Source organism: Bifidobacteriaceae bacterium (assembly GCA_031281585.1).
Taxonomy (GTDB): domain Bacteria; phylum Actinomycetota; class Actinomycetes; order Actinomycetales; family WQXJ01; genus JAIRTF01.
On record JAITFE010000080.1, the window covers coordinates 1 to 25,065 of the forward strand.

Below are 25,065 nucleotides of genomic sequence, written 5' to 3' on the forward strand. Positions count from 1 at the left end.
GCGCCGTTGACCAAGACCAACGCGTCCGGAGTGCCGGGCCGGTACGTCACCGTGATTTGGCGCTCGCCCGCCTTGGACGAATAGGCGTCCAGCGTGTAGACGCCGCTCAGGCACTCGCCGTCCACCGGCGCCTGCTCGCAGGCGAAAGCCTGCCCGTTGCCGAAATAGAGACCCAACCCGTCTAGGGGGTCGCCTGGCGCGGCGGCGGCCACCAGGTCGCTGGCCGCGCGGGTGACCGGGTTGCCGGACGCGTCCTCAAGGGTCGCTTTGATGGTTTGGCGGCCCCACTCCGCGACCGTCGAGTTCGGCCGGTCGTGGTTGGCCCGCTGGTCCGCCCGATAGGTGACGGTGGCCTCGGAGCGCGCCGCCGCGGGCGGCGGCTGGTCCGCCTCCACCAGGCGCGCGGTGGCGTTGCCTATCCCGGCCTGGATGGAGAGGTCTTGGCCGTCCACTTTGACGGCGATGGAGTGCTGGCCGGCCACCGTGCCGGTGAACGCCGCCACATAACGGCCGTTCCCCGTGTGGGCAAACGACTCCACGCTGATTCCGCTGCCGTCCGGGACCGCCACCGTGATCGCGTCGGCGTGCTGAGTCGCCGCCTTGCCGTTCGCGCCAAAGAGCTGGACCTCAATCCCACCCTGGTCCTGGCCGTCCGCCAGCACCGCCGCCGTTGAGACGCTGAACCAGGTCTTCGGGCTGGCCACGTCAATCGACCCGTCAACCCACACCAACTGCTTGACCTTCGACGGGTCGTCCTCGTCCCAATAAAGCGTGCACTCGCCGACCTGGTCGCTGGTCACCTCGGTGGTGGCGCGGCCCTGGGCGTTGGCTTTGAAGGCCGCTTCGGTCTTGACGCCGTTCGAGAAAGTCGCGTGGCAGTCCGCCCCTTGGAGAGTCAAGTACACCGATCCCTCGTCGACGCGGTTGATACGACCGGCGTCCCAGAGCGTCACCGTCACCTGGTATGTCGCTCCGGCCGGGATCGCGTCCGGCACGCCCGCGCCGTCGTCCGCCGGATCATCCGGGTTGTTCGGCGGGGTCGAAGGGGAAACCATCAGCGTGGAGTGCTCCAAGCTCAGTTCCAAATAGAAGTGGGCCAACAACACAGTGGAACCCGTGTCACGCGAGTTCGCCACCTTGAAGGAGCCCGGCTGGCCGTCAGCGTAGACAACCTCTAACTCGCGGTCGCCGGGCGTCGAGGAGCTCACCGCCGTCCAGTATTCGCCGGATTCGCACTGCCCCGTGACCGAGTCCAGTCCCTCCAGGCACCCGATCATCCCTTCCGGGCTGAGGAACATCAGGCCGGCGCCGTTCAGGGGGTCTGTCGCCGCTGCCTGAATCTTCAGTCCGGGGCCGCCGGACGCGGCGTCCGTCACCGGGTTGTCATCCGCGTCCCGCAATTTGACGGTCACCTCAAGGCGTTCCATCAGGTCCGGGTCCTCCAGCACCGCCGGATCCTGGGCGTTGGCCTGACGCGAGCCCGTTTGGATGGTGGCGGTCGACTTGGCGGCGCTGGCCGGAACGGCGGGGGCGAAGAAGAACTCCGGATCGATGAAGACCTGGTGCGTCTCCTCTGCTATCCCGTGCACCCGGTACGTGCCTGGGGCGGTGGCCGCCACGCGGAAGTGGAAAACTCCCTCTGGCGGCAACTGAATGTGTATTTGGTCCGTCTCGCCGTGGTCCGGGAAGAACGCGCCGTCGGCCGGCGCCCCGTCCTCGGGGACAAGTCGGAAGAAGACGTTGGCGCCGCCAGCCGGCTGGGGCTCGCCCCCTTGCCCGCCCGCCCTGGCGAAGACCGTCACCTCGTAATACGACTCGCCGTCGGCTATGACCTGCGGGTTATGCCGGTCCGGCTCCGGGAAAATGTGTGTGCCCGAAGCCCCCATTTCCGGTGGCACCGCGTTGGCCTGCCGCGCGGCCGTGAAGCTTTGGGCCACCGTCAGGCCCGCGAGCGCCATGACCACCGCAGTCGCCATGGCCGCCGGTCGGCGCCAGGCTGCCGGCCTGAGCTTGCGCCCGGCTCCTGCTAGGCCGGAAGAATGACTGGCGGTGCGCTTAAACATGGAGGTCACCTCGTCGTGTGCGGCTGGGGGCTGAAGGCGCACGCACGCTTGGGGCGCAGTGCTCCCGCAGGCACGCTATCGACCGCCAAGGCCCGCCACCGGCAGTTTTGCGCAGAAATACCCACATTTCGGGCCCTCGCCCAAGCTCACAAAATGGGGACGGTACCTCGCAAAATGGGGACGGTACCTATTTCCGGCTTGGCGGAAATAGGTACCGTCCCCATTTTCGTCCCCATTTTGGGTACCGTCCCCCTTGTCCTCGGAGCGGTTGACGGGTCAGGCGGGGAAAACTGTGGACGGGTCCAAGCGGCGGCGCATCGTCTCGATTGCCGCGGGATTCGAATCCGCCAGCACGAAGCGGCGGCCCAGTTGGCCCGCCACCGCCCCCGTGGTCCCGGAGCCGGCGAAGAAATCGGCCACCCAGTCGCCGGGGCGGGAACTCGCCTGCACAATCCGCCGCAAGACGCCCTCCGGCTTCTGCGTCGCATAGCCGGTCTTCTCGCGCCCCGTCGGCGAGACGATCGTGTGCCACCAGACGTCGGTCGGCAGCTTGCCCCTCGCCGCTTTCTCAGGCGTCACCAAACCGGGCGCCATGTACGGCTCGCGGTCCACGGCATCGGCGTTGAAAACGTAGTTCGCCGGGTCTTTGACGTAAACCAGAATGTTGTCGTGTTTGGCGGGCCACCGTGACTTGGTGCGGGCGCCGTAGTCGTAAGCCCAAATGATCTCGTTGAGGAAGCAAGTCCGGCCGAACAACGCGTCCAGCAAGACCTTGGCGTAATGGACCTCGCGGTAGTCCAGGTGCAGGTAGAGCGTGCCGTCGCCGGCCAGCAGCCGCCAGGCCTCCTCCAAACGCGGCTCCAGGAACCCCCAATAATCCGAGAACGCGTCGTCATACCCGGTCACGCGTCCCCGCACCAGTTCGTAGGTGAGCCCCTTGAAGCCGACCCGGCCTGCACCCTCCCGGCGCACCGCCTTAGTGGTTTGGCGGCTCTGGGCGCGCCCGCTGTTGAAAGGCGGGTCCAGGTAGATGAGCCGGAACGCGCCGGCGGGAAGGGCCCGCATGATCGGGAGATTGTCGCCCGCGAAGACCAAGTTTGGGCCGGCGGCCCGCCAGCCTGCGGTTTCACTGGCGGTCGGCTCTGTCATTCCTGGAATGCTAGCCTACTGGCCGTTCCGGCTCGGGGTTTTTGGGCATGAGAATGGCGCCGGGCCCATCGGGGGGAGGAACCGGCGCCAGATCAAGGTTGTCACAGATTCGGGGCCTGCGCGCAAGACCTGTGGGTAAGAGTACTCAAAGTGGCTGGGCGATTCCGCTCATCGGGGCTCCGGACCGCCCACCCAAAACGGGGACGGTACCTGTTTTCCCGTTTGCGGCGCCCCGCCCGAAATGGGGAGGGTACCTTTTCCGTTCCGGCGGCCCGCCCGGCAAGACCTCGAGATCGGGGCCGTCCCCCTGCCTTGCGACGCCGCGCGGATGGCCGTCCGCGTTGCCACGGTTGGCGGATTGTCCCGGAAGTCGCCTGCCGCCCTTTTTCTAGACGATGCCGTAGAGGCGGTCTCCCGCATCCCCCAAACCTGGGACTATGTAGCCTTTTTCGTTGAGACGCTCGTCCACCGCGGCCGTCACGATCTTGACCGCGCCGCGGTTCCCCAGCGCCGATTCGACCGCCGCCAGGCCCTCCGGCGCGCACAGGATGCAAATGGCGGTCACATCCTTCGCTCCCCGGTCGAACAGGTACTCGATCGAGGCCACCAGGGTGCCCCCCGTGGCGAGCATCGGGTCCAGCACAAAGCACTGCCGTCCCGACAGGTCATCCGGCAATCGGTTGGCGTAGGTGATGGCCTGCAGCGTCTCCTCATCGCGCTGCAATCCCAAGAATCCGACCTCAGCCGTGGGCACCAGCCGCGACATGCCGTCCAGCATGCCGAGACCCGCCCGCAGGATTGGCACCACGATTGGACGGGGCCGCGACAACTCCACCCCCACCATCGGCGCGATCGGAGTGTCAATGGCGTGGTCGCGGACGTCGATCTCGCGGGTCGCCTCATACGCGAGCAGCGTGACCAACTCCGCCACCAGCGCACGAAAAGTCGGCGAGTCCGTGTTCTTGTCCCGCAGCACAGTTAACTTGTGGGCTATCAGAGGGTGTTCGGCGATGTGCACCTGCATGAGTCCAACCTACCCAAGTTCGGCGCGCCGCCGAATGCGCCGAACGCCCCGCCTGGTCGCCAGTCCCATTGTCGCCAGTCCCACTGTCGCCGGGTCCTATCGCCAGGTCCAGTCGCCAGGCCGAGTGGCCAGGCCCACGGCCCGAACCCCCACAATGGTTGGGTGTCTTCACCCGTTGCGCAGCCTTGGGAGGCCTCCATGCGCCTGGCTTTGGCCCACGCCGCCAGCGCCGCCCAGCACAGCCCCAACACCCCCGTCGGTGCTTTCCGGGCCGGTCGCGACATCCCCGCCGAAACCTTTCAGGCCAGCCCAGACCGGCCGGCCGGTGCCGTTGCGCCCAGTCCAGACTCCCCTGCCGGCACCGATCGGGCCAGCCTCGATGTGCCCGTCGGGGCCGTGGTGGTCGCGCCGGGAGGTGGCGTTCTTGCAAGCGCGGTCAACCGGCGCGAACGCGACCACGACCCGACGGCGCACGCTGAGATGGTGGCGTTGCGGGCCGCGTCGGCGGAGTTGAAGACTTGGCGGCTGGACGGCTGCACGCTGGTTGTGACCTTGGAACCGTGCGCTATGTGCGCGGGCGCGCTGATCGCGGCGCGGGTGGACCGGGTTGTGTTCGGGGCCTGGGACCCGAAGGCCGGGGCGTGCGGTTCGGTGTGGGACCTGCCGCGCGACCGGGGGTCGCTGCACCATCCTGAGGTGATCGGCGGCGTTTTAGCTGATGAATGCGCCGCGCTTCTAGGTGCCTTTTTCGCCTCGCGGCGAGAGAAGACCCGTCAAGCCTGGTAGCCTTTCCGGCGGTGGCGTGTCCGAGCGGCCTAAGGAGCACGCCTCGAAAGCGTGTGTGGGGGCAACTCCACCGCGGGTTCGAATCCCGCCGCCACCGCTTTACCGGCAGCCCTCTGATCTGCGTAAACACTCCCCCTTCCGGGGGCAGCGCGGGCGAGCCGCGTGATGACGCCGACCGGTCGGTGCCAGTGTCTCCCCGCACAGTGCAACCGAAAACACGATCGTGATCCACCAACGGATCACGAAACGCTTCAAAGTCGCACTTGACCCGCCCAAGGACGCCCCGGGGACCATCAGCGCAACCGAAAACACGATCGTGATCCACCAACGGATCACGAAGAGCCTCAAGGTCGCACTCGCCCGCGCCGAAACCCCCTCGGGGACCCATCAGCGCAACCAAGAACACGATCGTGATCCACCAACGGATCACGAAACGCTTCAAAGTCGCACTTGGCCCGCCGTGCGCGGCTTATGCAAACTACCGACGCGCCTTGAACAGAGCGGGTTGCGCGCGCCCGGCGATCAGGTCGCGATCTGGTCCCCACCCGTCAGCGCACAATGCCCGAGATGAGGGCGTGGCCGACCGGTTGGCCGAGAGCGGGAATTGGATTGCTCCCTTGGATGCCTTGTATCCGCCCACCCGGTCCGCGAAGTGCGGGGTGGCCTCGCCGCATGGGAAGCGCGAGGAACGCCTGGCGAAGACCGCGAAATGAACAAGGATCCGGCCCTGCCAAAACGTGGGCGTGCGGCGAACACGCGGTCAGGAGAGGGACAAGAGCAATAGGAGGATCAGGAGGCCCAGGATCACCGCGGCGAGAATCACAATCCCGACCGCCACATGGCCAAAGAAGACCCCTGCTGACGCCATTCGCCGGTTGGTGGCTCTCCCCGCCTCGACGGCTTTGACGCCTGTGCGCGAGATCCTCGCGCCCGCCAAACCCGCGCCCAATCCGATCACCGCCACTTCGATCAGGTAGCGCCATGGCACGAACGTGTAGCCCGCCACAACAATCACGGCCAGGCCTAATCCGACCACCGACAGCGTCAGGCCGAGCCTCCCTCGCCAGTTCTCCCTGGCCACCGCCTCCGCGGGCGGCGGGGCCGGGTCGACAGACGGCACGGCGGAGTCGGACCGCCGGGTCGGGTCAGGCCGCCTGGTCGAGTCGAGGGGCAGTTGCGTCTGGCCAGACGACTGTGCCGGACCGGGAGGCGCCTGCGGCTTCGGCTCAACAGGCTGCGACTTCATGGTGGTCCTTTGGGTGACTCGACGTGATCCGACTATGTTCCGCCGCCAACGCGGATGCGGTCAAAGGATCCACGACCGTTTGCTTGGAGCTTCGCAGCTGGGCAACCTGACGCGCGGCAAGCCCCACGACGGCGGCCGCCGCCAACCTGGCCCGCCTCCGCAAGGGTCTTGACCCTGGGCGCTGCTCCTTTTGCCTTGTCATCTGCCACGCTCGGCCGTCGGCGGGTTTCGCGGGGGAGGGCGCCGCAAGACTCGTCGTTTGGCTGGGCTCGGCCGCCTGCCGGTGGTCAGAGAAGATGGCGCAGCGCCAGGGACAAGATTGGGGCGGGGGCCAGCTCCAGGCCACCGCGCAGAAGCAAGTCGCGCAGCCACTCAGCGCGATTGATGAAGCCTGAGTCCAGGAACTCGCGTTGGAGCGCCACCTCCGCGCGCAGCGTTTTCAAGCCGCCGCGACGGCGGCGGGCCGCCGGCGAAACCCGGTAGTCGACCAGCGGATCAGGCAGATTGGCGGCCTTGACGCCAGCCTGCAGCATGCGCACCCAGAGGTCGTAATCCTCCAAGTGAAAGAAGTTGCGGTAGCCGCCCGCGGCCAGGATCAACGAACGGCGGGTGACCACTGTCGGGTGCGCGAACGGGTTGATCAGTTTGGCGGTCCGCCGGATCTCCGGCTCGGTGAGCGGATACGAACGGATTCGGCCGTACGTGACCGCACCGACGGGGCCAACGCCACCGATCGCCTTGGCGGCAACGGCTGATCTCGCGGCAGCCGACCCGGCTGGACCCACCGAACCGGTGCTGAACTCGCGCATGGCGCTGCCCACCAGGTCCAGTTCGCCGGACTGGACTAATGGCACCTGGCAACTGAAACGGGTCGGCGCGGACAGGTCGTCCGCGTCCTGGCGCGCCACCACGTCGAAGCGGCAGGCGGCCAGGCCGGCGTTGAGCGCGCCAGCCAGACCCCGGTTGGCCGGCAGCGTCACCAATGAGACGCCGCGGCGGCGCGCGAGCGCCGCCAGCACGTCGGTCAACGCCGGCCCCACCGGGCCGTCCCGGACCACAACCACTTGAGCGGGTGCCAGTTCCTGGTGATCCGTCACGGACCGGAAGGCTTCTTCGACGTCAATTGGCTGGTCAGCCCAATAGACAGGCATCAAAACGCTGAAATCGGCGGTGCCAATTCGATTGCGGGGCGGCTGCGGGTCAACGGGCGCGGCGTCGCGCGGCGTCGCCGCCTCCGCCGGGGCTTCGGCCGACAGGTCGCCGTCCCGGCCACCCACAGCCGGGGACGAGCGCGGGGCGGAGGGAAGCGGCGAAGGTGGGCTCATCCCCGGACCACCCGCGCGTCCACCGCCGCGACCTCGGCGGTCAAGCGGCCTTGGCCGGCCAGGACTTCGGCGTTCGGACGGGGGCGGCGGCCCAATCCGTCCCTCAGGCCGCGCAGTCCGGCCCGCAGCAGGCGGACCTTATCCCGCGAGCGGGCGACGGCGCCGAGCCACCCCAACACCGTGTAGGCGAAGTAGATCGAGCCTTCGACCAGGCCGAACGCGGGCGACTTGACGAAAGCCCACAGCTTGTTGCGGACCTCGTAGTAGAACCGGTCGCCCGGCGCCCGCAGCCCGGACGCGAACTCCTTGGTGTGGTGCACGGTCACGGACGCGGGCACCAGGATGCCTCGGCCCCGGCGGAGCAGCCGAGCCGAATACTCGAGGTCGTCACCCCAGATGAAGTAGTCAGCCATGGGCAGCCGGTGCCGCCAGGCGGTGTGCGCGTCGATCAGAATCGACACGAACGAACCCGTCCGGATGGGCGTCCCGCCTGCCCGCCGCGCCTGCCGGCGGCGCCGCCGCGACGCGAACAGCCTTTGGCGCTGCGTGTTCATCGGATGGTCGCGCCCGTCGGTCCAGACCACACGCGAACTGGCCACGGCCAGCTTTCCGGGATACGCCAGCCAGGCTTTCTCCAGTTCCGCCAAGGCGGTTGGGGTGGGCGCCGTGTCGTCGTCCATCAGCCAGATCGCGTCCGGCGCCAGCCGCATCAGGGCGTGCGCCATGCCAGCGCAGAACCCGCCCGCACCGCCGGTGTTGTGGGTGAGCGCCAGAACCTCGGTGACTATCCCATGGGCCGCCGCGATCTGCTCCGAGCCGTCGGTCGAGGCGTTGTCCACCACCAGCACCGCGTCCACCGGCCGCGTCTGCGCGGCCAGCGCGTCCAGGGTGCCGCTGAGCAGTTCCCGCCGGTTGTAGGCCACCACGACCGCCACAATCTTCACGGCGCGCCCCGTTCCGGGCCGCCGCGGGCCGCCGCCAGTTTCGCCTGGTTCGATTCGGTCAGCGCGATCATCCGGCCGCACGCCTCGATGAACAGCGCCGTGGCCGCGCCGGGGCGGGTGTCGCCCAGGTAGTATTCGGCCAGCGCGGCCCGGTCCGACCGGCCCGTGTCTTCCGCCGCCAATCCGGCCACGAAGTCCCCGACGGCCCGGACCTGTTCCGGCCCCAAGCGCGGCGTCAGCTCCAGCAGGGGGGTGGGAGCCACCACCGCTTGGCCGTCCGGCGGCACCGTGATGGTGAGCGGCCGCCCGGTCACCAGGAAGTCGATCGCCAACGACGACACGTCGCAGATCAGCAGGTCGGCCCGGCGCAGTTCGTCTCCCGCGTCGCCTCCCAGGGAAACCCTGTGCCCCGCGCCCGGTTCTGCCTTGGCCGCCGCCGCGACCATTTGCCTAACTCGGGCGTCCGCCGCCGCGAAGTCCGGCACCCGCGTGCCGGTCAGCGGATGCGGCCGGTAGACCACCCGGAAGCGCCCGTCCGCGAGCAGCCCGCCCGCAATCGCGGCGCCGTGGGCCGCCAGCGACGAATAGGCCGCCGAATCGGTTCCGCCCTCCCATGTCGGCGCGTAAAGCACCGTTCGCCGCCCGCCGTTCTTGTCGCCCGATGCCGCCCCGGCCGTCCCAGCATCCCCTCCCCCTGGGAGCACCTCCTTCGGGCGACCAGCCTCCACGCGCCGCCCGCCGTTCTTGTCGCCCGATGCCGTCCCTCCCGTCCCGGCATCCCCTTCGGCCGGCGACGCGAAGTCCACCTGCGGGCGGCCAATGATGACGCAGCGCGCGGGCGCGTCGAATAGGGGCAGATTCGCCGCGAGCCGGTCAACGGCCGCTTGCCCCGCCACGAAAGTGAAATCGTACGCTTTGGTTTGCCCGGACACCGAGACAACCTTGTCCGAGTCGCCGTGCATAATCGAAACATGGGTTAGCTGCGGGAAGGCCAGCATTGAGAAATTGGCGGCGTTATGGTTTATGTAAAGCGCCAGGCGCACCGGGCTCTTCGCCAAGATCAGGTCGATCGAGGAATAATGCGAAATGGTGTACGCGGGCAAATGGGATTCACGTCGGATGGTTTTGACCGCCCGCGAATCGGTGCCGACTATGACCAGCCGGTGAACGCGGTGCAGGGCCCGCAAAGCCTTGTACCAGGGCCGTAGTTGGTAGAGGCCGTTGACGGTGTCCGCGAAGTAGACAATCACCTCCGCCTGCGGCGGCGCCAACGCCAACTGGGATTCGTCGCCGCGTCCGTCCGGGATTGACTTTGGCAGCAGTCCCGAGCCCCGGACCAGCGTAATCGCCAATTTGAAAGCCCGTGCGGCCAGCACTTGCGGTGCCAACGCCGCCGCTGCCCTAGACATATTTGGACGCCTCCTGAAGGAAACGCCCAGCGTACTCCGCGCGCGGGATGTCGCCCAGACAATAGGTCTTCAGCTCGCGCCGAACCGGGGCCAGGGGATCATCCCCCCAGATCGCGTCGAGAGCCGCCTCCAGGGTCTGCGGCCCCGCCTCCGGGACAACGCCCCCGGACCCCTGAAGCGTGGAATAGTCAACCACATAGGCGCCCCGCGCCACCGGGAACTCGTCGGCGAAACCTTCCGGTTCGGCGGTCACCGCCATCATTATGAACGGCTTTTCGGAATACAGGTAGTCGTTCACCACGGAGGACACGTCGGAGATCATCAGGTCGGACTGATTGAAACAGTCGATAATCGACCAGTCGTTCTCCGCGACCGTCCCGAAAACGTGCCCCCGCCCGGTTAGGGCCGCGTCTCTGGTCAGCAAAGCCACCACCGCCGCCCGGCCGGCGGCGGTCGCGTAATTCTTCTCCCAGTAGGGATGCGGCCGGAAAATGACCGTGCACCCGCGGACCAGCAACGCCTGGACAATTTCAGGGCCGCGCCGAAGCGACGTGTAGTCGGAATCTTTGGTGTTGCCCGTCCAGGTTGGCGCGTACAGGGCGACCGGGGAATCCAGGCCGGCCACGGGTCCCCGGCTTGGCTCCACGCCCGCCACCTGCGGGCGGCCGACAATCACGAAGAAGTCCGGCGCGGTCGCCAACCCGGCCGCCGCGAAGCGGTCAATGGCGGCCTGCCCGGCCACGAAGTCCTTGTCATAGGCCCGGAACACCGGCGAATAGCTGGCGATCTTGTCCGAATCGCCATGATTGAGCTGGATGTGGTTCAGGTGCGGGTAGCGCAACATGTGGTCGTTCAAGATCGCGGTGTTGACATAGAAGACTGTCTTGAGCGAAGGGCTCAAAGCCTCCTCGACCGCGTCCAAGCCCACCCGGTGCAGCACCGGCACATCGAACGTCTGGGTGACCTCGAGGAAGTTCTCCCGCGTCCTGGTGATGACGAAGAACGGCTTGCCGAGTTGCCCCAGGTAATCCATCCACATGGTCAGCTGGTGGATGGAGCCCCGGGCGGCTTGCCAGTGGACGGCGAAAGCGGGCCGCATCGACTCCCACAACTGGGGCAGGCGCGCGTTGAAACGCAGCCGCCCAATGGCGAACCACGCCACGTTCACCATCACCACCAGGTTGGCCAAAGCGACGCCGGCCCCGAGCGCCACCTGAGCCCAGGGCCACAGCCCGCCCGCCAACACAAGCAGCAAAGTCGCGCCCAGGTTGACCCAAAAGATGATGGCCGTGGGCGCGTGGACCGTCCTGGTCTTCACCCCGGGGAAAGCCGCCGCGTAGGGGAACGCCTGGGCTCTGAACGCGCGGGCAATCGGCTCCGCCATCAGGCAACCGGCCACGGCGGCGACGGCGGCGAGGCGAGGCGAGACGGCATCGGGCAATGAAAGACTGAAAACAGCGCAAAGCGCGGCCAAACGGCTCAAGACGTAGTTCCCCACCAAAGCGGCCGTTTCGGAGCCGGCCCGGCGGGCGCCCAAAGCGGCGGCGCCAGCGCAACTGACGACGGCCATGGAGACCACCAACGGAACCGGACCGCCCGCCCAAGCCACCGCCAAAGTGGACAAAGCCCAACAATTGAGCGCCGCCAACGGCAGTTCCAGGGCCCAGACTATGTTCCCCAACGGGACCTGGGGCAGGAACGACGGACGGCTCATGGCGCTTTGACCATGGCTAACCGCCTCCAGCCGCCGCGGGCGAGGCGGGCGGCGACGCGGGCGGGGTGGGCGGGGCGGACGTCGCCGGCTGCGAAGTCGCCGGGCCGGAGGGACGGCCGGACGGCGGGGGCGACGGCTCGTTGGAGGGCTCGACCGGGTTGTCGTCGGCGGTGGGCGATGGCTCAGCCGGCGGGGTCGGGGATTCCGGCGCGGTCGGGGCGGCCGAACTCGGGGACGGCTGCTGGTCGCGCGGCGGCCCGCCGGTCGGCTTGTTGCGGTTCTTGGGGCGGTCGGGGAACTCCTCGACGGGCTGGCCCGCCAGGCCCACCTCCATCACGGCCGCCCACATGCGCGCGGGCGGGCCGCCGCCCTGGATGACGGCGTTCTGGCCGAACGGCTCAATGGGGACCGCCTGGCCGCCCTCGCCCTCCTGATAGAAGGCGACCGCGGTCGCCAACTGCGGGGTGTAACCGCAGAACCAGGCGGACTTGTTGTCTTCCGAGGTGCCGGTCTTGCCCGCCACCGGGCGGCCCAACCGGTCTGCGGCCGTGCCGGTGCCGTATTCCACCACCCGCGTGAGCGCGTAGGTGAGTTCGGCCATGGTGTCTTCCTTGAACATCCTTTGGCCCGCATTGCGGCCCGTGTAAACCTCTTTGCCGTCCGGGCTCACCGCCGACTCGACAATGTAGGTGCTGTGGAGCATCCCCTGGGAGGCGAAGGTGGCGTAGACCCTCGCCATGTCGATCGCGTGGACGCTCGCGGTGCCGAGCACGTTGGTCAAGTCGTCGTCAAGGCCGTTTGTGCCGGCCGGAATCCCGGCCGCGATGGCCGCCTCCATGGTGGTGCGCCCCCCGACCTGTTCGTTGAGCTGCGCGAAGACCGTGTTGACCGAGCTTTGGGTGGCCTTCAACAGGGTGATGTTGCCGTACTGCGCGTTGCCGGAATTCTCAACCTTCCAGTCGCCAATCGTGATGGGCGACTTCCCGGAGAAGGTCTGGTCCAGGCTCCAGCCGCCTTCCAGCGCCGCCGCCAACGTGATCGGCTTGAAGGTCGATCCAGCCTGCGCTATGTCTTGGGTGGCGGCGTTTTGCTGGCGGACCATGTAGTCCTCGCCCGCGTAGATCATCTTGATGGCGCCCGTGGCCGGCTCGACCGACGCGACGGCTACGTGCAGCCCCGCCGGGGTGTCGTCCGGCAACTGACCCGCCACCGCCTCCGCCACCTGGTCCTGGATGCCCTTGTCCACAGTCGTCGTGATCCTCAGCCCCGCGCTGCCGATCTGTGCGTCCGTCAACCCGCCCTTCGTGATCAACTCCTGGCGCACCATCTCCAAAAGGTAGCCTTGCCGCCCGGCGTACACGTCCGGCACCTCGTAGGGGAAGAACTCGGGGAACTGAAGCTTGGCCCGTTCGGCGCTCGCGAGGACGTTGATCTTCACCATTCCGTCCAAGACGTAATTCCAACGGGTGGTGGCCGCATCCAGATTCTGTTCCGGATCGTAGGCGCTGGGGGCGGGGATCATCCCGGCCAACAGGGCGGCCTCTGAGGTGGTCAAGTCCACCGCGTCCTTGTGGAAATACGCCTGCGCGGCAGCTTGAATGCCGTAGGCGCCCCGCCCAAAGTAAATGGTGTTCATGTAGTCATTCAGGATTTCGTCCTTGTCCTTTTCCCGAGTGACTTTGAGCGCCAGCATGGCCTCTTTGAACTTTCCAGTGAGCGAGGTAGTGGTTTTCCCAACCCAATACCGCTCAATGTACTGCTGGGTGATGGTCGACCCGCCTTGCCGCTCGCCGCCCTTCAGGTTGTTGTAGAACGCCCTGGCCAGCGCCATGGGGTCAACCCCGGCGTTGGTCCTAAAAGTGCGGTCCTCAGCTGCGATCACCGCGTTCTTGGTGGATTCGGCCAGGTCGCCTATGTCGATGATCTGCCGGTTTTGGACCTCGAACTTGCCCATCACCGTTTGGTTGTCCGAATAGTAAACCGTCGAGGTTTGCGCCTGCGCGAAGTCCGCCGGCTTGGGCAGGTCGATCATCTGGTACGCGAGGATGAAGCCGCCCACCACCAGGCCCACCCCGAGCACAAAGCTCCACCACAGGAAACGCCAGGACGGCACCCACCGGTGGAAGCCCGTGTACTGCCGGCGCGGATAGTTGAAGAACCCGTAGCGGGGCTTCCCCCGCCGGGTGAACCGCTTCGGAGCGCCCGGCGCCCGTTTGCCTTGGGGCTCCGCGAGGAGGCTGCCGCGCACCGGCGTCGGGTTGGCGGCGAACCGCCGGGACAGGTTGTTGCCGCCGGGGACGAAGTCCGCCCCCTGGGGCGGACTAGGGGTCTGCGCGCCCGCGTTCCTGGCCGAGACCCGGCGGGGCGCCAGCCCCCCGTTCGCCGCCACTTGGCGAGGCGCCGGACCGGCCGTTCGCCGACCTGGTTTCTTGCCGCCACTTGCTCCAGCCACTGCACTACTTTCTCATGTCCGCGCAGGCCGCCCTTCCTCCTCGCACCAAATCTCCCCGGAATCCGGCGCATTTCGCGTGGAGCGCAGCCCGCCCGCACGTCCGCGCCGTCCTACTTCCGGCCGCCGGGCGGGGTCACGCCACAGTGCCCGATGCCGTCCCCGCCCGCCCCAGCCTCCGAGCCAGTTCGGATCAGCCGCCCAGCCGCGCGCCCGCCCGATGCGTGACGGGCGCCCAGCGGGCTGTGTTGAGGCAAGCCCCGCCGCAACGAGATAGGACCGGACCCTCGACGGCTTCGACACGCCGAGAGTCCTTTCCTGACTCATCCCGGCGGTCGAGAGTCCGATCTTGACTCAGCCTTGGGCGGCCGTACTGGCCTGACCTGCGGCTACAAGAAAGCGGCCCGGACAGAATCGGACCCTCACCGCGCGAAGTGAGATAGAACGAGCCTTTCGGAGTCCCAAACCTGCCGAGCGTCCGCCTCTATCTCGCCGCGGACGGCGAGCGTCCGGTTTTGACTCGGCCGACTTAGCAAGAGTCCCCTTATGACTCACCCGAGAACGTTTCTTGGACGCAGCCGACCCAATGCAGAGAGTTCTCGCGCAGCGCAGCGCGCTCGTTGGGATCGCGCAATTGGCGGCGGTCCCTCGTGATGATGGCGTCGAACCCGTTCAAGCCCGCCGCGTCGAAAAGGGCGAGATTCTCCTGGCCGAATGACACGGCGTCGGCGGCTCCTTTCGAAGTCATGTCTAGGTATAGGTAGTAGTAGTAGTAGCCGATCCTGTCGGGCGGGGCCGCCCAGTCCAGGGTTCCGCGTTCAGACCTTGTGACGGATCAACGCCAGCAAAGAAGCGGCAAGCAGGAACGCTCCGATGGAAGCGATCCACACCCCCAGCGTCGCGATTCCGTTTCCGTTGAGTGCGCCGGCCACCACCACCGAAGCCAGGGCCGCGCCGACGTACTGCGAAGTCCGGTAAAGGCCACTCGCCACCCCGGCTTGGCCCTCTCCGACCGCGCCGTGCAGGATCAACTGATTGCCCAGATTATTGAACCCGTTCGGGGCGCCGGCCAGCGAGCCGAACAAGACGATCAGCCACACCGGCACCTGATCGGTTAGGAAGAAGGTCGCCACCAGGCCGGCCGCGACCATCGCGGCGGCCCCCGCCGCCAAAAGCACACGCGGCCGGACGCGGCGAGCAACCCTGGAGGCAGCAAACGTGGAGGCCAGGCCCACGCCGAAGACCGGAAAAACCAGGAGGCCGGCCTTCTCCGGCGGCATCCCGCAAGCGCCCTCCAGCCACTGGGGCAGCCCGTAGAACACCGAATAGAACGAGATGAAAGTCGCCACAGCCCGCGCGCAGGTCCGCAGCAAATCCCTGTTGTGGGTCAAGACCTTCACGTCCAGGAAAGGCTCGGCCCGGTGGGAGGACCACCACACAACAGCGGCTGCCAGCAGGCCGAACGCTCCGAACCACCACCATTGCGGCTGGTCCTCTAGCGACAACAATCCGAGCATCAAAGGCACCAACGCGCCCACAAACAACGCCAAACCAACTGGGTCGAGGGTCTGCAGGACTTGCCTCCAAGTTGACGGCTCACGCGGCGGATCGGCTGGCACGAACCGCCAAACCAACAACGCCGCGTTCGCTATGACGGGCACGTTGGCCCAGAAGATCCCCTGCCATCCCCACAACGCCACGATCGGGCCGCCAATGGTGGGTCCCAAGGCCGCCGTGGTCTGGCCGCACATCGCGATGACCCCAAGAGCAGAGCCGGGATGCGCCCCCAGCCTGCCGGCCGCTCCCCGGATCACCACCATGGCCGTTGGGAACTGCAAGGCGGTGCCGATCCCGAGGACAAAGCGGTCCACAATCAACCAACCCATCGACGGCACGAAAGGACCAGCGACCGCCGCCGCCAGCGCCACAGCCAAACCGACCAAATACACGCGCTTCGGGCCGAAGAGGTCAGCCAGACGCCCTCCCGTCGGCGAGCTGACGGCAGCGGAAAGATACAGCGCCGAAACCACCCAGGCCAGTGCCTCGGAGTCACCGAGGTCGCGGCTGATGGGCACCAGCGCGACCGCCAGAACAGCCGAGTTCAAGCCCTGCAAGATGGTGCCGGAACCCAGCGCCCAGCCGATGGAGTTCGGCAGATCACCCGGCCGTGTCACGGCAATGGCGCCGCAAGCGCCGCAGCCTCCGAAGGCAGGACGGGCAAGATGTCGGATCGTCCGGTCAACCCGGCCAGGAAGTCTGAGGCCACATCGGCGAAGCAGGCTTGGCCAAGCACCCAGCCGAACCAACTCAACCCGAGGAAGCGCGCCCCCACCACTTGCGCCTCCGCCACCAACCGGTCAACAGTCGCCTGCAGAAGGTCGCGGTAGTTTCCGAACGGCAGTCCCCTCGAATACAGCGCGAACATGTCTTCCGTGTCCACGCCGAAAGGCACGGCCGTGAGGTCCGCCGCGTCCTGCCCCAAGCGGACCGGGACCTCGTCCATCGGCCAATCGCCAAACCACCTGAAGCCGGCTGCGGCGAGCGCCCGGGCGGTGTTTGGGGTGGAGGCCCTTTCGGGCGAGAACCAACCGCTGGCGACCTTGCCAGTCCCGGCCTCGACTATGCGCCGGGACTCTTCTATGTACGCCGCTTCGTCTGCGGCGGTCATGCCCGAATGCAGCAACACGTTTGCCGCGCGACCGCGCACCACGACCTCGTCCGCCCGTTCCGCCGCCAAGGCCGCCAAGCCGGGAATACCTGTCACCCCGTCTGCGTCGAGCGCCACGGCGGCGGGGAAACCCACGTCCCGCGCGGCATCGAGCAATCGCCAAAGCCCGGTGGTGAGCCCAAAATCCCACTGGGAGACCCGCGCGACCTGGCCGGAGCGGGGCTCGGCGGTGTCGCGGCCGACCCCTCCCTGCATGGACTGCGGTCCCACGGCCGCCGGTGGCAGCGGGTCCCGGTAGCGCGGTGCGTGGAGCAACAGGCTCACGGCGAGCCGTTGGCCGCCCGGCAGGCCCCACTTGGGGCGGGTCCGGCCACTGGTCCGGGTCAAGTTGGGGGCGTAAACAGTCGCCCCTTCGTTCAAGATGATCATCGCGGCTCCCCCCGCAACTCCAAAGCATGCGCCATTTGCGCCTCCCAATGGTGTTCCAAGTAATAGTCGGCAATGTCCCCGGCGCGGGTCAGCCAAATGCGGTCATCGGCGCGGAGGTAATCGAAGATCTCCTCCAGCGCTCCAATCAAATGCGGTTGGCCCATCACAAACGGGTGGGTGGCCACGCACGCCACCCGGCCGTGGCCGTCCTTTTCATAATCCCGCAACAGCCGACCTACCTGGGATGTCACCATCTGAACGAACTGGTCGGCTGAATAGTGTTTGGCGTGGAGAAGCGGCACGTCATTCAGCATGTAGCTGTACGGTATGGAAACGAGGCGCCGGCCTGACCGGGTGCGCAGGGGCCGCGGTTGCTCATCGTGAATCCAGTCGGCGTGGTAGATCAGCCCGTGTTCTGCCAGCAAATCGCTCGTCAGGGCTGTGCCCGAAATCTTGGGACCCAACATTCCCTTCAGGGGCACCCCGTAGTAGACCTCGCACAGTTCTTGGCATTGGTCCAGGAACTCGTTCTCTTCGCTTTCACTCATGTCGTAAAGAGGCCGCAGATTGGATATGCCGTGGCTCATCACTTCCCAGTCACGCTCTCGCATGGCGTCCCGGATATCCGGCTCGGTTTCAAGCAACATCAAGCTCAACGAAACGGTGCAGGGTATGGAGTAGGCGTCAATCGCCCGCAGCATCCGCCAGAATCCCACACGGTTGCCGAAATCACGGTGCATGTAATGCTGCGCGTCCGGGGCGGCCACGCGGCCCTGCGGACTCGCGCCGCCGAAAGGGATGTAGTCGTAATGCTCCACGTTGGGCGCGTGCCACACGGCCAAGGCTTTACCTTCCGGCCAACGCAGCTGAGGCCTGAGAGGCAACGGGGCGTAAACCAGGCGCTCATCAATCGGGATGGCGGTGCGGCTCATGTCGCATCCGCCGAAACTGATTCCGCCGCCAATACCGGCCCCACCGCCGGAGCGTGGACCAGCGCTGGCAAACGCGCCAACGTTTCACTCAAGCTGACCACGTCCGCGAAACGGTCTTGCATGTCCCAAAGGCTGACCTCGCCTGACAGGACTCTGAAGTCGTCGCAGCAGTCCTCCACCACGCTGACGCGGTAGTTCCGATAGGCCGCGTCCACCACGGTGGCGCGCACGCAGCCGCTGGTCGAAGTCCCTATCACGATCAGTTCATCCACGCCCAGGCCGCGCAGAAGCTGGTCCAGTTCGGTGCGGTAGAAGCCGGAAGCCACCGTCTTCTCAACCACGTGATCACCGGGCCGCGGCGCCACGACGGGGCTGATTTCGGTCCAAGGGTTGCCGCGCTCGCACTTTTCAGTGAGGGATGACCGCACCCGCTGGGCCAGCATCCTGTCCTCGAGTCTGTCCAGAATCATCACCAGGTACACGACCGGCAGTCCCGCCGCCCGCGCCGCCTCCAACAGGCGGCTCGACCGCTCCAACACGGCCGCCGTACCCGGCCCAATCGCGTCGTGTTCGGTGAACGCCTTTTGGAAGTCCACCACGACGACGGCGGGTTTGCGCCCGGGCCCTATTCGCGTCCGGGCCGCCCGCAGCTCCCTGATTTTGTTAACTTCAACGTTCCAGTCCGTCATGTCATGTTTCCTTGTCTGCAGCTTCCACGTTCAACCCCCCAAATAGGCTTCTTGCACGCGCGGGTCGGCCGCCAGGTCGCTGCCACGCCCCGCCAGCGCGACCGACCCGGCCTCCAGGACATACGCCCAATCCGCCACGGCTAACGCCTGGGCGGCGTTCTGTTCGACCAAAAGGATGCTGACCGCCTTGTCGCGGATCGCTTTGATCGCGTTGAAAACGTCTCCCGTCAGTTTGGGGGACAGGCCCGTGGACGGTTCGTCCAGCATCAGCAGCTCCGGATCCCCCATGAGCGCCCTCGCTATGGCGAGCATCTGCTGTTGGCCACCGGATAGCGTGTTGGCCGTTTGGCCGCGGCGCTCCCGCAGGATTGGAAAAAGCTCCAGCACCCAGTCCTCCCCCAGGCCCGGCCGCCCAATCCTGGCGCGTTCGCCCATGTGCAGGTTCTCCTCAACGGTCAGCGGGCCGAACAACGCGCGGTCTTCCGGGACTAGCATCAGGCCCCGGCGGGCGAGCTCGTGAGCCTTGCCTGCCTCCACCGGCACGCCTTTGAAAGTCACTCGACCCGAGTGGAGCGGTACCTCGCCCACCAAGGTTTTCAGCAAGGTGCTCTTCCCCGCGCCGTTGGCGCCCACCAGGGCCACGACTTGGCCGGGCCCAACCCGCAGATCGGCACCATGGATGATCTCCAGGCCGTGGTAGCCGCTCTTCACGGCGGTTGCCTCAAGCACCGTTCGGCCCTCCTCCCAGGTAGGCTTCCACCACCTGCGGGTCGGAGAGAACGTTTTCCACCTGGCCGCGAGCCAGAACCCGCCCCTGATCCATCATCACCACTTCGTCGCTGAGACGCCGCACCGCCGCCATGATGTGCTCGATGAACACCACTGTCACCTTCTCCTCGACCCGCAGCGCCTCCAGGAGGTCCAGCACCGGTGCCCGCTCTGAGGGCACCAATCCGGCCAGCACCTCGTCCAGCAGCAAGACTTTGGGGCACATGGCCAAAGCCCGGGCCAACTCGAGCCGCTTCAACATGCCGGCGGGCAGCGAACCGGACCGCCTGTGTGCCCATTCGGCTAGGCCCGTGCGCTCCACCGCCGCCCCGGCCTCGCGGCGAGCCCGCGCGCCTTTCAGGCCAAGGCTCATTGCGGCCGTCTCAACGTTCTCCAGCACCGTCATCGTGTGGAACGGCCGCATCAGTTGAAACGTGCGCACCAGGCCGCGCCGAGCGAGCCGATGCGACGGCCATCCGGTGACATCCTCCCCGCCGAGCAGCACATGGCCCTTGGTGGGAGGGAAGGCGCCCGCCACGCAGTTGAACAAAGTGGTCTTGCCGGCGCCGTTGGCGCCGATAATCCCCACGATCTGGCCCTCATCCACTGCCAAGTCGACTTCCGTCAGAGCATGCAGGCCTTTGAAGGACTTGCTGACAGCCCGCACTTCAAGAATCGCCATTTCGCCTCCCCAACGCGCTCAGAAGACGGGTCGCCAGGCGCCCGCCCATTCGGGCCCCGTTCCCCGAACGCCGTTCCCTGCACGCCTTCCACGAACCCGCTATGCCTTTCGGCAGAGCCATCACCACCAGGATCAGAATCACGGCGTACACAATGATGTCCAGACCCCCGTGGCCGGCCAGCCAAGCCAGCGATTCGGGCGGGTGCCGCAGGAAGCCAGCGACCAGGTCAGACAGGGGCGCCATCACGATGGCCCCGATCACGGGGCCCCAGATGGTGCCGGTGCCCCCCACCACCGCCGTGATGATCGCGTCGTTGGAGACCTGGGCCCCGAACGCGATTTGAGGGTCGATGAACATGTAGTACTGCAGGTAGTAGCCGCCGGCCACCGAGGTGACGGCGGCCGACAGCGCCACCGCCCAAAGCTTGTGCCGCAACACGTTGATGCCGCAGGCGGCCGCGGCCAGCTCGTCGTCCCGAGCCGCTTGGGTGAAGCGACCCGCCCGCGACCGGACGAACGTGATGGTCGCCGCTAGGCACAGGCCCAACAGGCCCAGGCCAACCCAGTAGTACCAGGGAGAGCCTGCGGGGAACTGAAAATGGGCTAGAGAACTACCTTGCCGGACCGGCACGGCGAAACCGACCGTTCGCCGCAGAGGTTCGCTGCCTTGGGTGAACAGCCGCAAGGCCTCCGCGAAGGCGAACGTGGACATGGTGTAATACGCGCCGGTCAGGCGGTAGCGCAGCGCTAGATAGGACATGCCCACGCCGAACAGGGCGGCCAACGCCATCCCGAGCGCCATGCCCAGCCACGGCGCAAGTCCCAGCACAACCACGCAATAGGCGGTGGAATAGGCACCCACGCCGAAATACGCGGCGTGCCCAAAGGAGAACATTCCCCCGAACCCGGCCATGACGTTCCAGCCAACCCCCATGATGGCAAAGATAAGGATGCGGTTGGCGACGGCCAGTTGCGAGCCGCTGACTACGAATGGCGCGGCGGCGGCCACCACCAGGAAAGCCGCTAGCACGGCGAAGTCGCCGAACCGCCAGGTCCGTCGGCCGGACCGCGCGATCGCCTCGCGGCCGGCGGCCCCGGCCAGCCCAAAGGATGCTGGCCCCGGAGCGCCTTGCACGGCGCCGGGCGCGGTCATGCCGAGCTCCCGAACACTCCGCGCGGCCTCAAGAACAGCACCACAATGAAGACCACGAAGACTGCGAGCAGCGGGCTTTGGCTCGGCATGATCAGTCCGGCGAGTTGTTCCGTCAGCCCCACCACCAGCCCTCCCACCAGGGCCCCGGGCACATTGCCCATGCCGCCCAGCACCACCACCACAAAAGCCGTCAGGTTGAACATGGCTCCGGCGGTCGGCTCAATGGTCGTGAAAGGCGAAACCAGGACGGCCGCCGCGCCAGCGGCTGTGGCGCCAAGCGCAAAGGTCACCACATAGATCCCCTTGGTGTTGATCCCGACCAGTCGCGCGCCTTCGGGGTTGGCGGCCACCGCGCGGATCTCGGTTCCCATCCGGGTCCGTTGCAGCAACAACGCGAACACCCCCACCAGCGCCAGAGCGCCCACGAAGGCGTAGACCCGCGACAACTCAATCGTGGCCCCCAGCACCTGGATGCCCCGGTTTCCCGGCAGAGCCACCGCTTTGGGGTTGGGGCCGAAGACCAGCAACAACCCGTTCTCAATCGCCAAGGCCAGCCCAATGGTGACCAGCAGTTGAATCTGGATTGGCGCCCTCATCACCGGGTTCAGCAGCACTGCCTGAACGACTGCCCCGAACAGGAACATGGCCGGCATAACCAACGCGAGGGCCACATACGGATGGATCCCCAGATAGCCGACGCATTGAAGAGTCAGATACAGGCCGAGAGCCACCAGGGCACCGTTGGCGAAGTTGATGATGTGGAGCACCCCGTAGATGAGGGTCAACCCCATCGCCACCAGGGAATAGATGCCGCCGGTGAGGAACCCCGTGACCAGGGCCTGGGTGAGCACAACGGAACTGCCGGAGCTCCACCAAGCCGCCAGCGCCGCCGCCGCGATGGCTCCAATGGTCGCCAGCGCCACTTTCGCGCGCTCCGGCACCGGGCGGAATCGGCGGCCCGGACCGCCCAGACTGCGGCCAGGGCGCGGGCTGGAACCCTTGACAGGGGGTTCCTCCGTCCTGGGAAGCGTTATCGCCATCGCGGTTCCTCCGTTCTCGCTGGGAACGGCTCATTCGCCGCCAACGGACGGGGCCGGGAAGCGGTACGCGACTTCGGCCACGTCTTTCGGGAAGACCTGCCGCACCTGACCGTCTAACACCTGGGTCACCACGGCTCCAGCGTTTGTGTTTTCACCCGCCGGGTCAAAGCTGACGGGACCGGCTGACACGACCAGTGGCTGGTACGAACTGCCCCTTATCGCGTCGCGCAGCGCCGCCGACTCGGTGGAACCCGCTGCCTCGAGCGCGTCCGCCAACAGCATGATCGCGTCATAGGTAAGAACTGCGGAGGTGCGTATGGCCTCGCCGTAGCGCTCCTCGTAAAGCCCGGCCAGTTCGACTGTCGCCGGGTTGGTGGCGTCCCATCTGTAGTTCACGTCGAAGTAGCCCTCTCCGCCGTCCGGGGCGTCCGTAACGAACGTGTCCTGGTCGAACGCACCGTCGGCCACGCCAAAAACCGCCGTAACGTCGGGCTTGACCAGCCCCACCGCCTGGGCCGCCAGCAGGCTGTCGCGGTAGTACCCGGCGACCGCCAACACGTCGGCGTCCGACGCCGCCACCTGCTGAACCTGCGTCGTCAAGTCGCTCACGGCCGCCGCGTCGTAGCCGATCACGGGGTCGACTGCCAGCCCGGCCGCCTCCGCCTCCTCCATGAACCCCTTGTACACGGCCTCTCCGTAATTGCCCATCTCGTACAAGAAGGCAACCTTCCGAACCGGCGTGCCCGAATCCTCGGCCAGTTCGACCAACCGCTGGGCTCCTTGTTTCCCCATCAAGCTCGCGTTGGGCTGCAGCCGGAACGAGTACGTGTAGCCCTGCTCCAAAATCTCGTCGAGCGATGAAACGTCCATCACGAACGGGACGGCGTTGCGCTCCGCGACGGACGCCACGTTGGCGCTGGTGCCGCTTTGGAAAGTGCCGACCAACGCCACCGCGCCGTCTTCGATCAGCCGGGTCGCCTCGCTCTGACCGGTCTCCGGCGAGCCCTGCGTGTCGGCTGACTCCACCTTGAGCTTTGCCCCACCCAGCGATTTGATGCCGCCGGCCGCGTTGACCGCCTCTGCGGCGAGTTGAGCCGCATTGGCCATCTGCTGGCCGTCCGCCGCATTGGCGCCGGTCAACGGGTGAAGCGCCCCGATCACAATTTCGCTCAATCCGCCGTCTCCCTTGGGGCTCTCTCCCGCGGCCTGGTTGACCGCAGACCCTTGGCAGGCGGTAAGCGCCAGGACCAAAGCTGTTGTGCCCACGGCCAGCGCCGCTCTTTGAATCCGGTACACGTCGTCTTCCTCTCCATTGATTCCGCTACGCGGAACGTCCAATTGGTGAACCAGGGTGTCGTCAGACCGATGACGCTATGTCCCGTGCAGATCGAGCGGGTTGCCGCCGCGTTAACGGCGCGTTGCATAATCCTGGCGACCAGACTACTGTTCCGTTCAGCAGAACACAGTTTGGGGAAAGGGGCCCAGATGGAGCGGCTTGACGACTCGTCAGGCACGGTGAGGACCGCCCGAGTCCTGGTGGCGCTAGGCGGCCACGACGCGCCGGTGGGAGTGAGCCAGCTCTCCCGCGAGTTGGAGATCAGCAAGACGGCGGTGCACCGGATCCTGCGGAGTTTGGTGGCGTCAGGTCTCGCCACCGCGGATCCCGCCACGCGCCGCTACGAATTGGGACCGGCCGCCATCGGGCTGGGCCGCCGCGCGGCGGCACACAGCCGGCTGGTGAACGCGACGGCCCCATACCTTGCGCACCTGGGTGCCTTGACCGGCGAGACCACCACCCTGGCCGCCCGCGTTGGGCACCGCCGGGTTTACGTAGACCAAGTGGAGTCCTCCCGGCATATCCGCATCGCGATCGGCATAGGCGAAACGCAGTCGCTCGCCAACGGCGCCAGCGGCCTGTCGATCCTGGCGTTCGTCTCCCCCCTCGACATCGACTTGGTCCTCAGCACGCCGTTACCGCGTTTCACCCCCCGCACCGTGGTAGACCCCGCGGAGATCCGCGCCCGCCTCGAAACGATCCGTCAGCGCGGCTGGGCGCACACCTCGTCAGAGCGGGTGCCGCATTCCAGCTCGATCGCAGCCCCGGTTTTCGATGCCGTCGGCGCGCCCGTCGGGTCAGTCTCCGTGGCCTATCTGGAGTCGCGTTTCCCCGACCAAGAGGCGGCCGAGGTCGCCAAACTAGTGCTGGCCGCCGCCCAAGGCGCTTCGGACCGCCTCCGCGACCAAAACTGAACCAGTCGCTTCCCCGTGCGCGTCTCGGGGATCTTTGGCTCGCGGATCCCGGCAACAAGGCCAAACCCGTCCGGATCAATCTGCGGGACGGTCGTGTCGTCGGGAGCACGGGATGGATTCTCCTGGCCGGACGGCATCGGCGGCTGGGGCGAGCCAAGCGCCTGGAGGGGACGCCGAGGGGTCGCGGGAGACGGCATCGGGCACCTTGGGGAAACTGCCTGAGAACCAAAAGTGCCGGCCCCGGAGCCATCGCGGTGCGCCGCCACATAGCGCACCTTCCCCCTGATGGAACCGGGACCGGCTTTTTCCGTTAGGCCAGCGCAAGACCTGAACGGAAACCTATGA

The 25,065-nt window shown here is 67.0% G+C and carries 21 protein-coding genes and 1 tRNA gene; 3 read left to right on the forward strand and 19 right to left on the reverse strand.

Annotated elements, in window-relative coordinates; translation table 11 throughout:
* The 3 genes from LBC97_09390 to upp all read right to left on the reverse strand — a co-directional run.
* A partial coding sequence (locus tag LBC97_09390) for an Ig-like domain-containing protein (GenBank protein MDR2566247.1) occupies positions 1–1,976 on the reverse strand: 1,976 nt, incomplete at its 3' end.
* Positions 1,977–2,339: 363 nt separating this feature from the next.
* Positions 2,340–3,212: a site-specific DNA-methyltransferase gene (locus tag LBC97_09395; protein MDR2566248.1), complete on the reverse strand. Its 873-nt coding sequence runs from the start codon at positions 3,210–3,212 to the stop codon at positions 2,340–2,342.
* 388 nt (positions 3,213–3,600) lie between these two features.
* The gene (gene upp, locus LBC97_09400; protein ID MDR2566249.1) at positions 3,601–4,236 is read right to left on the reverse strand and encodes a uracil phosphoribosyltransferase; all 636 of its coding nucleotides are present in this window, start codon (positions 4,234–4,236) and stop codon (positions 3,601–3,603) included.
* A 162-nt stretch (positions 4,237–4,398) separates the two neighbouring features.
* On the opposite strand from upp, the gene LBC97_09405 reads away from it, so the two are divergent.
* Entirely contained in the window at positions 4,399–5,022 is a 624-nt protein-coding gene (locus tag LBC97_09405; protein MDR2566250.1) for a nucleoside deaminase, read from the forward strand.
* Between the two features lie 10 nt (positions 5,023–5,032).
* Positions 5,033–5,119: transfer RNA gene (locus tag LBC97_09410), tRNA-Ser, on the forward strand.
* Between the two features lie 663 nt (positions 5,120–5,782).
* On the opposite strand, the gene LBC97_09415 is transcribed toward LBC97_09410, so the two are convergent.
* The 16 genes from LBC97_09415 to LBC97_09490 form a co-directional block, all read right to left on the reverse strand.
* Positions 5,783–6,268, reverse strand: coding sequence for a hypothetical protein (locus LBC97_09415; protein MDR2566251.1), 486 nt, complete (start codon positions 6,266–6,268; stop codon positions 5,783–5,785).
* A gap of 287 nt (positions 6,269–6,555) precedes the next feature.
* On the reverse strand, positions 6,556–7,593 hold the full coding sequence (locus LBC97_09420) for a glycosyltransferase (protein MDR2566252.1): 1,038 nt from the start codon (positions 7,591–7,593) through the stop codon (positions 6,556–6,558).
* The gene (locus tag LBC97_09425) at positions 7,590–8,537 is read right to left on the reverse strand and encodes a glycosyltransferase (GenBank protein ID MDR2566253.1); all 948 of its coding nucleotides are present in this window, start codon (positions 8,535–8,537) and stop codon (positions 7,590–7,592) included. The genes LBC97_09420 and LBC97_09425 overlap by 4 nt, the downstream gene beginning before the upstream one ends.
* Positions 8,534–9,946 carry a CDP-glycerol glycerophosphotransferase family protein gene (locus LBC97_09430; GenBank protein MDR2566254.1) on the reverse strand — a complete coding sequence of 471 codons (1,413 nt, stop codon included), beginning with the start codon at positions 9,944–9,946 and terminating at the stop codon, positions 8,534–8,536. Before LBC97_09430 ends, LBC97_09425 begins: the two co-directional genes overlap by 4 nt.
* Positions 9,939–11,660, reverse strand: coding sequence for a CDP-glycerol glycerophosphotransferase family protein (locus tag LBC97_09435; GenBank protein MDR2566255.1), 1,722 nt, complete (start codon positions 11,658–11,660; stop codon positions 9,939–9,941). The genes LBC97_09430 and LBC97_09435 overlap by 8 nt, the downstream gene beginning before the upstream one ends.
* Positions 11,661–11,676: 16 nt before the next feature.
* Positions 11,677–14,049, reverse strand: coding sequence for a penicillin-binding protein (locus tag LBC97_09440; GenBank protein MDR2566256.1), 2,373 nt, complete (start codon positions 14,047–14,049; stop codon positions 11,677–11,679).
* Positions 14,050–14,653: 604 nt separating this feature from the next.
* Positions 14,654–14,857 (reverse strand): hypothetical protein, encoded by a 204-nt coding sequence (locus LBC97_09445; GenBank protein MDR2566257.1) that lies wholly within the window; start codon positions 14,855–14,857, stop codon positions 14,654–14,656.
* A gap of 70 nt (positions 14,858–14,927) precedes the next feature.
* Positions 14,928–16,283, reverse strand: a complete 1,356-nt coding sequence (locus LBC97_09450) for an MFS transporter (GenBank protein ID MDR2566258.1) — start codon at positions 16,281–16,283, stop codon at positions 14,928–14,930.
* Positions 16,280–17,206 carry a hypothetical protein gene (locus LBC97_09455; GenBank protein ID MDR2566259.1) on the reverse strand — a complete coding sequence of 309 codons (927 nt, stop codon included), beginning with the start codon at positions 17,204–17,206 and terminating at the stop codon, positions 16,280–16,282. Before LBC97_09455 ends, LBC97_09450 begins: the two co-directional genes overlap by 4 nt.
* Positions 17,203–18,138 carry a polysaccharide deacetylase family protein gene (locus LBC97_09460; protein MDR2566260.1) on the reverse strand — a complete coding sequence of 312 codons (936 nt, stop codon included), beginning with the start codon at positions 18,136–18,138 and terminating at the stop codon, positions 17,203–17,205. Before LBC97_09460 ends, LBC97_09455 begins: the two co-directional genes overlap by 4 nt.
* Positions 18,135–18,827, reverse strand: a complete 693-nt coding sequence (locus tag LBC97_09465; GenBank protein MDR2566261.1) for an isochorismatase family protein — start codon at positions 18,825–18,827, stop codon at positions 18,135–18,137. Before LBC97_09465 ends, LBC97_09460 begins: the two co-directional genes overlap by 4 nt.
* Positions 18,828–18,857: 30 nt before the next feature.
* Positions 18,858–19,556, reverse strand: coding sequence for an ABC transporter ATP-binding protein (locus LBC97_09470; GenBank protein ID MDR2566262.1), 699 nt, complete (start codon positions 19,554–19,556; stop codon positions 18,858–18,860).
* Complete coding sequence (locus LBC97_09475; GenBank protein ID MDR2566263.1) at positions 19,549–20,277, reverse strand: ABC transporter ATP-binding protein; 729 nt, start codon at positions 20,275–20,277, stop codon at positions 19,549–19,551. The genes LBC97_09470 and LBC97_09475 overlap by 8 nt, the downstream gene beginning before the upstream one ends.
* A complete protein-coding gene (locus LBC97_09480) occupies positions 20,264–21,430 on the reverse strand; it encodes a branched-chain amino acid ABC transporter permease (GenBank protein ID MDR2566264.1) in 1,167 nt (388 codons plus the stop codon). The genes LBC97_09475 and LBC97_09480 overlap by 14 nt, the downstream gene beginning before the upstream one ends.
* Positions 21,427–22,371 carry a branched-chain amino acid ABC transporter permease gene (locus LBC97_09485; GenBank protein ID MDR2566265.1) on the reverse strand — a complete coding sequence of 315 codons (945 nt, stop codon included), beginning with the start codon at positions 22,369–22,371 and terminating at the stop codon, positions 21,427–21,429. The genes LBC97_09480 and LBC97_09485 overlap by 4 nt, the downstream gene beginning before the upstream one ends.
* A 129-nt stretch (positions 22,372–22,500) precedes the next feature.
* Entirely contained in the window at positions 22,501–23,766 is a 1,266-nt protein-coding gene (locus tag LBC97_09490; protein MDR2566266.1) for an ABC transporter substrate-binding protein, read from the reverse strand.
* Positions 23,767–23,955: 189 nt separating this feature from the next.
* Here LBC97_09490 and LBC97_09495 point away from each other — a divergent pair, with 189 nt between their 5' ends.
* Positions 23,956–24,720, forward strand: coding sequence for an IclR family transcriptional regulator (locus LBC97_09495; GenBank protein ID MDR2566267.1), 765 nt, complete (start codon positions 23,956–23,958; stop codon positions 24,718–24,720).
* The last annotated feature ends 345 nt before the right edge of the window (positions 24,721–25,065 follow it).

Coding starts and splice junctions, on each gene's coding strand:
- upp (MDR2566249.1), bottom strand. CDS start 4,236: ATGCAGGTGCACATCGCCGAACACCCTCTGATAGCCCACAAGTTAACT.
- LBC97_09420 (MDR2566252.1), bottom strand. CDS start 7,593: ATGAGCCCACCTTCGCCGCTTCCCTCCGCCCCGCGCTCGTCCCCGGCT.
- LBC97_09465 (MDR2566261.1), bottom strand. CDS start 18,827: ATGACGGACTGGAACGTTGAAGTTAACAAAATCAGGGAGCTGCGGGCG.
- LBC97_09455 (MDR2566259.1), bottom strand. CDS start 17,206: ATGATCATCTTGAACGAAGGGGCGACTGTTTACGCCCCCAACTTGACC.
- LBC97_09435 (MDR2566255.1), bottom strand. CDS start 11,660: ATGAGCCGTCCGTCGTTCCTGCCCCAGGTCCCGTTGGGGAACATAGTC.
- LBC97_09430 (MDR2566254.1), bottom strand. CDS start 9,946: ATGTCTAGGGCAGCGGCGGCGTTGGCACCGCAAGTGCTGGCCGCACGG.
- LBC97_09460 (MDR2566260.1), bottom strand. CDS start 18,138: ATGAGCCGCACCGCCATCCCGATTGATGAGCGCCTGGTTTACGCCCCG.
- LBC97_09480 (MDR2566264.1), bottom strand. CDS start 21,430: ATGACCGCGCCCGGCGCCGTGCAAGGCGCTCCGGGGCCAGCATCCTTT.
- LBC97_09445 (MDR2566257.1), bottom strand. CDS start 14,857: ATGACTTCGAAAGGAGCCGCCGACGCCGTGTCATTCGGCCAGGAGAAT.
- LBC97_09395 (MDR2566248.1), bottom strand. CDS start 3,212: ATGACAGAGCCGACCGCCAGTGAAACCGCAGGCTGGCGGGCCGCCGGC.
- LBC97_09415 (MDR2566251.1), bottom strand. CDS start 6,268: ATGAAGTCGCAGCCTGTTGAGCCGAAGCCGCAGGCGCCTCCCGGTCCG.
- LBC97_09495 (MDR2566267.1), top strand. CDS start 23,956: ATGGAGCGGCTTGACGACTCGTCAGGCACGGTGAGGACCGCCCGAGTC.
- LBC97_09475 (MDR2566263.1), bottom strand. CDS start 20,277: ATGGCGATTCTTGAAGTGCGGGCTGTCAGCAAGTCCTTCAAAGGCCTG.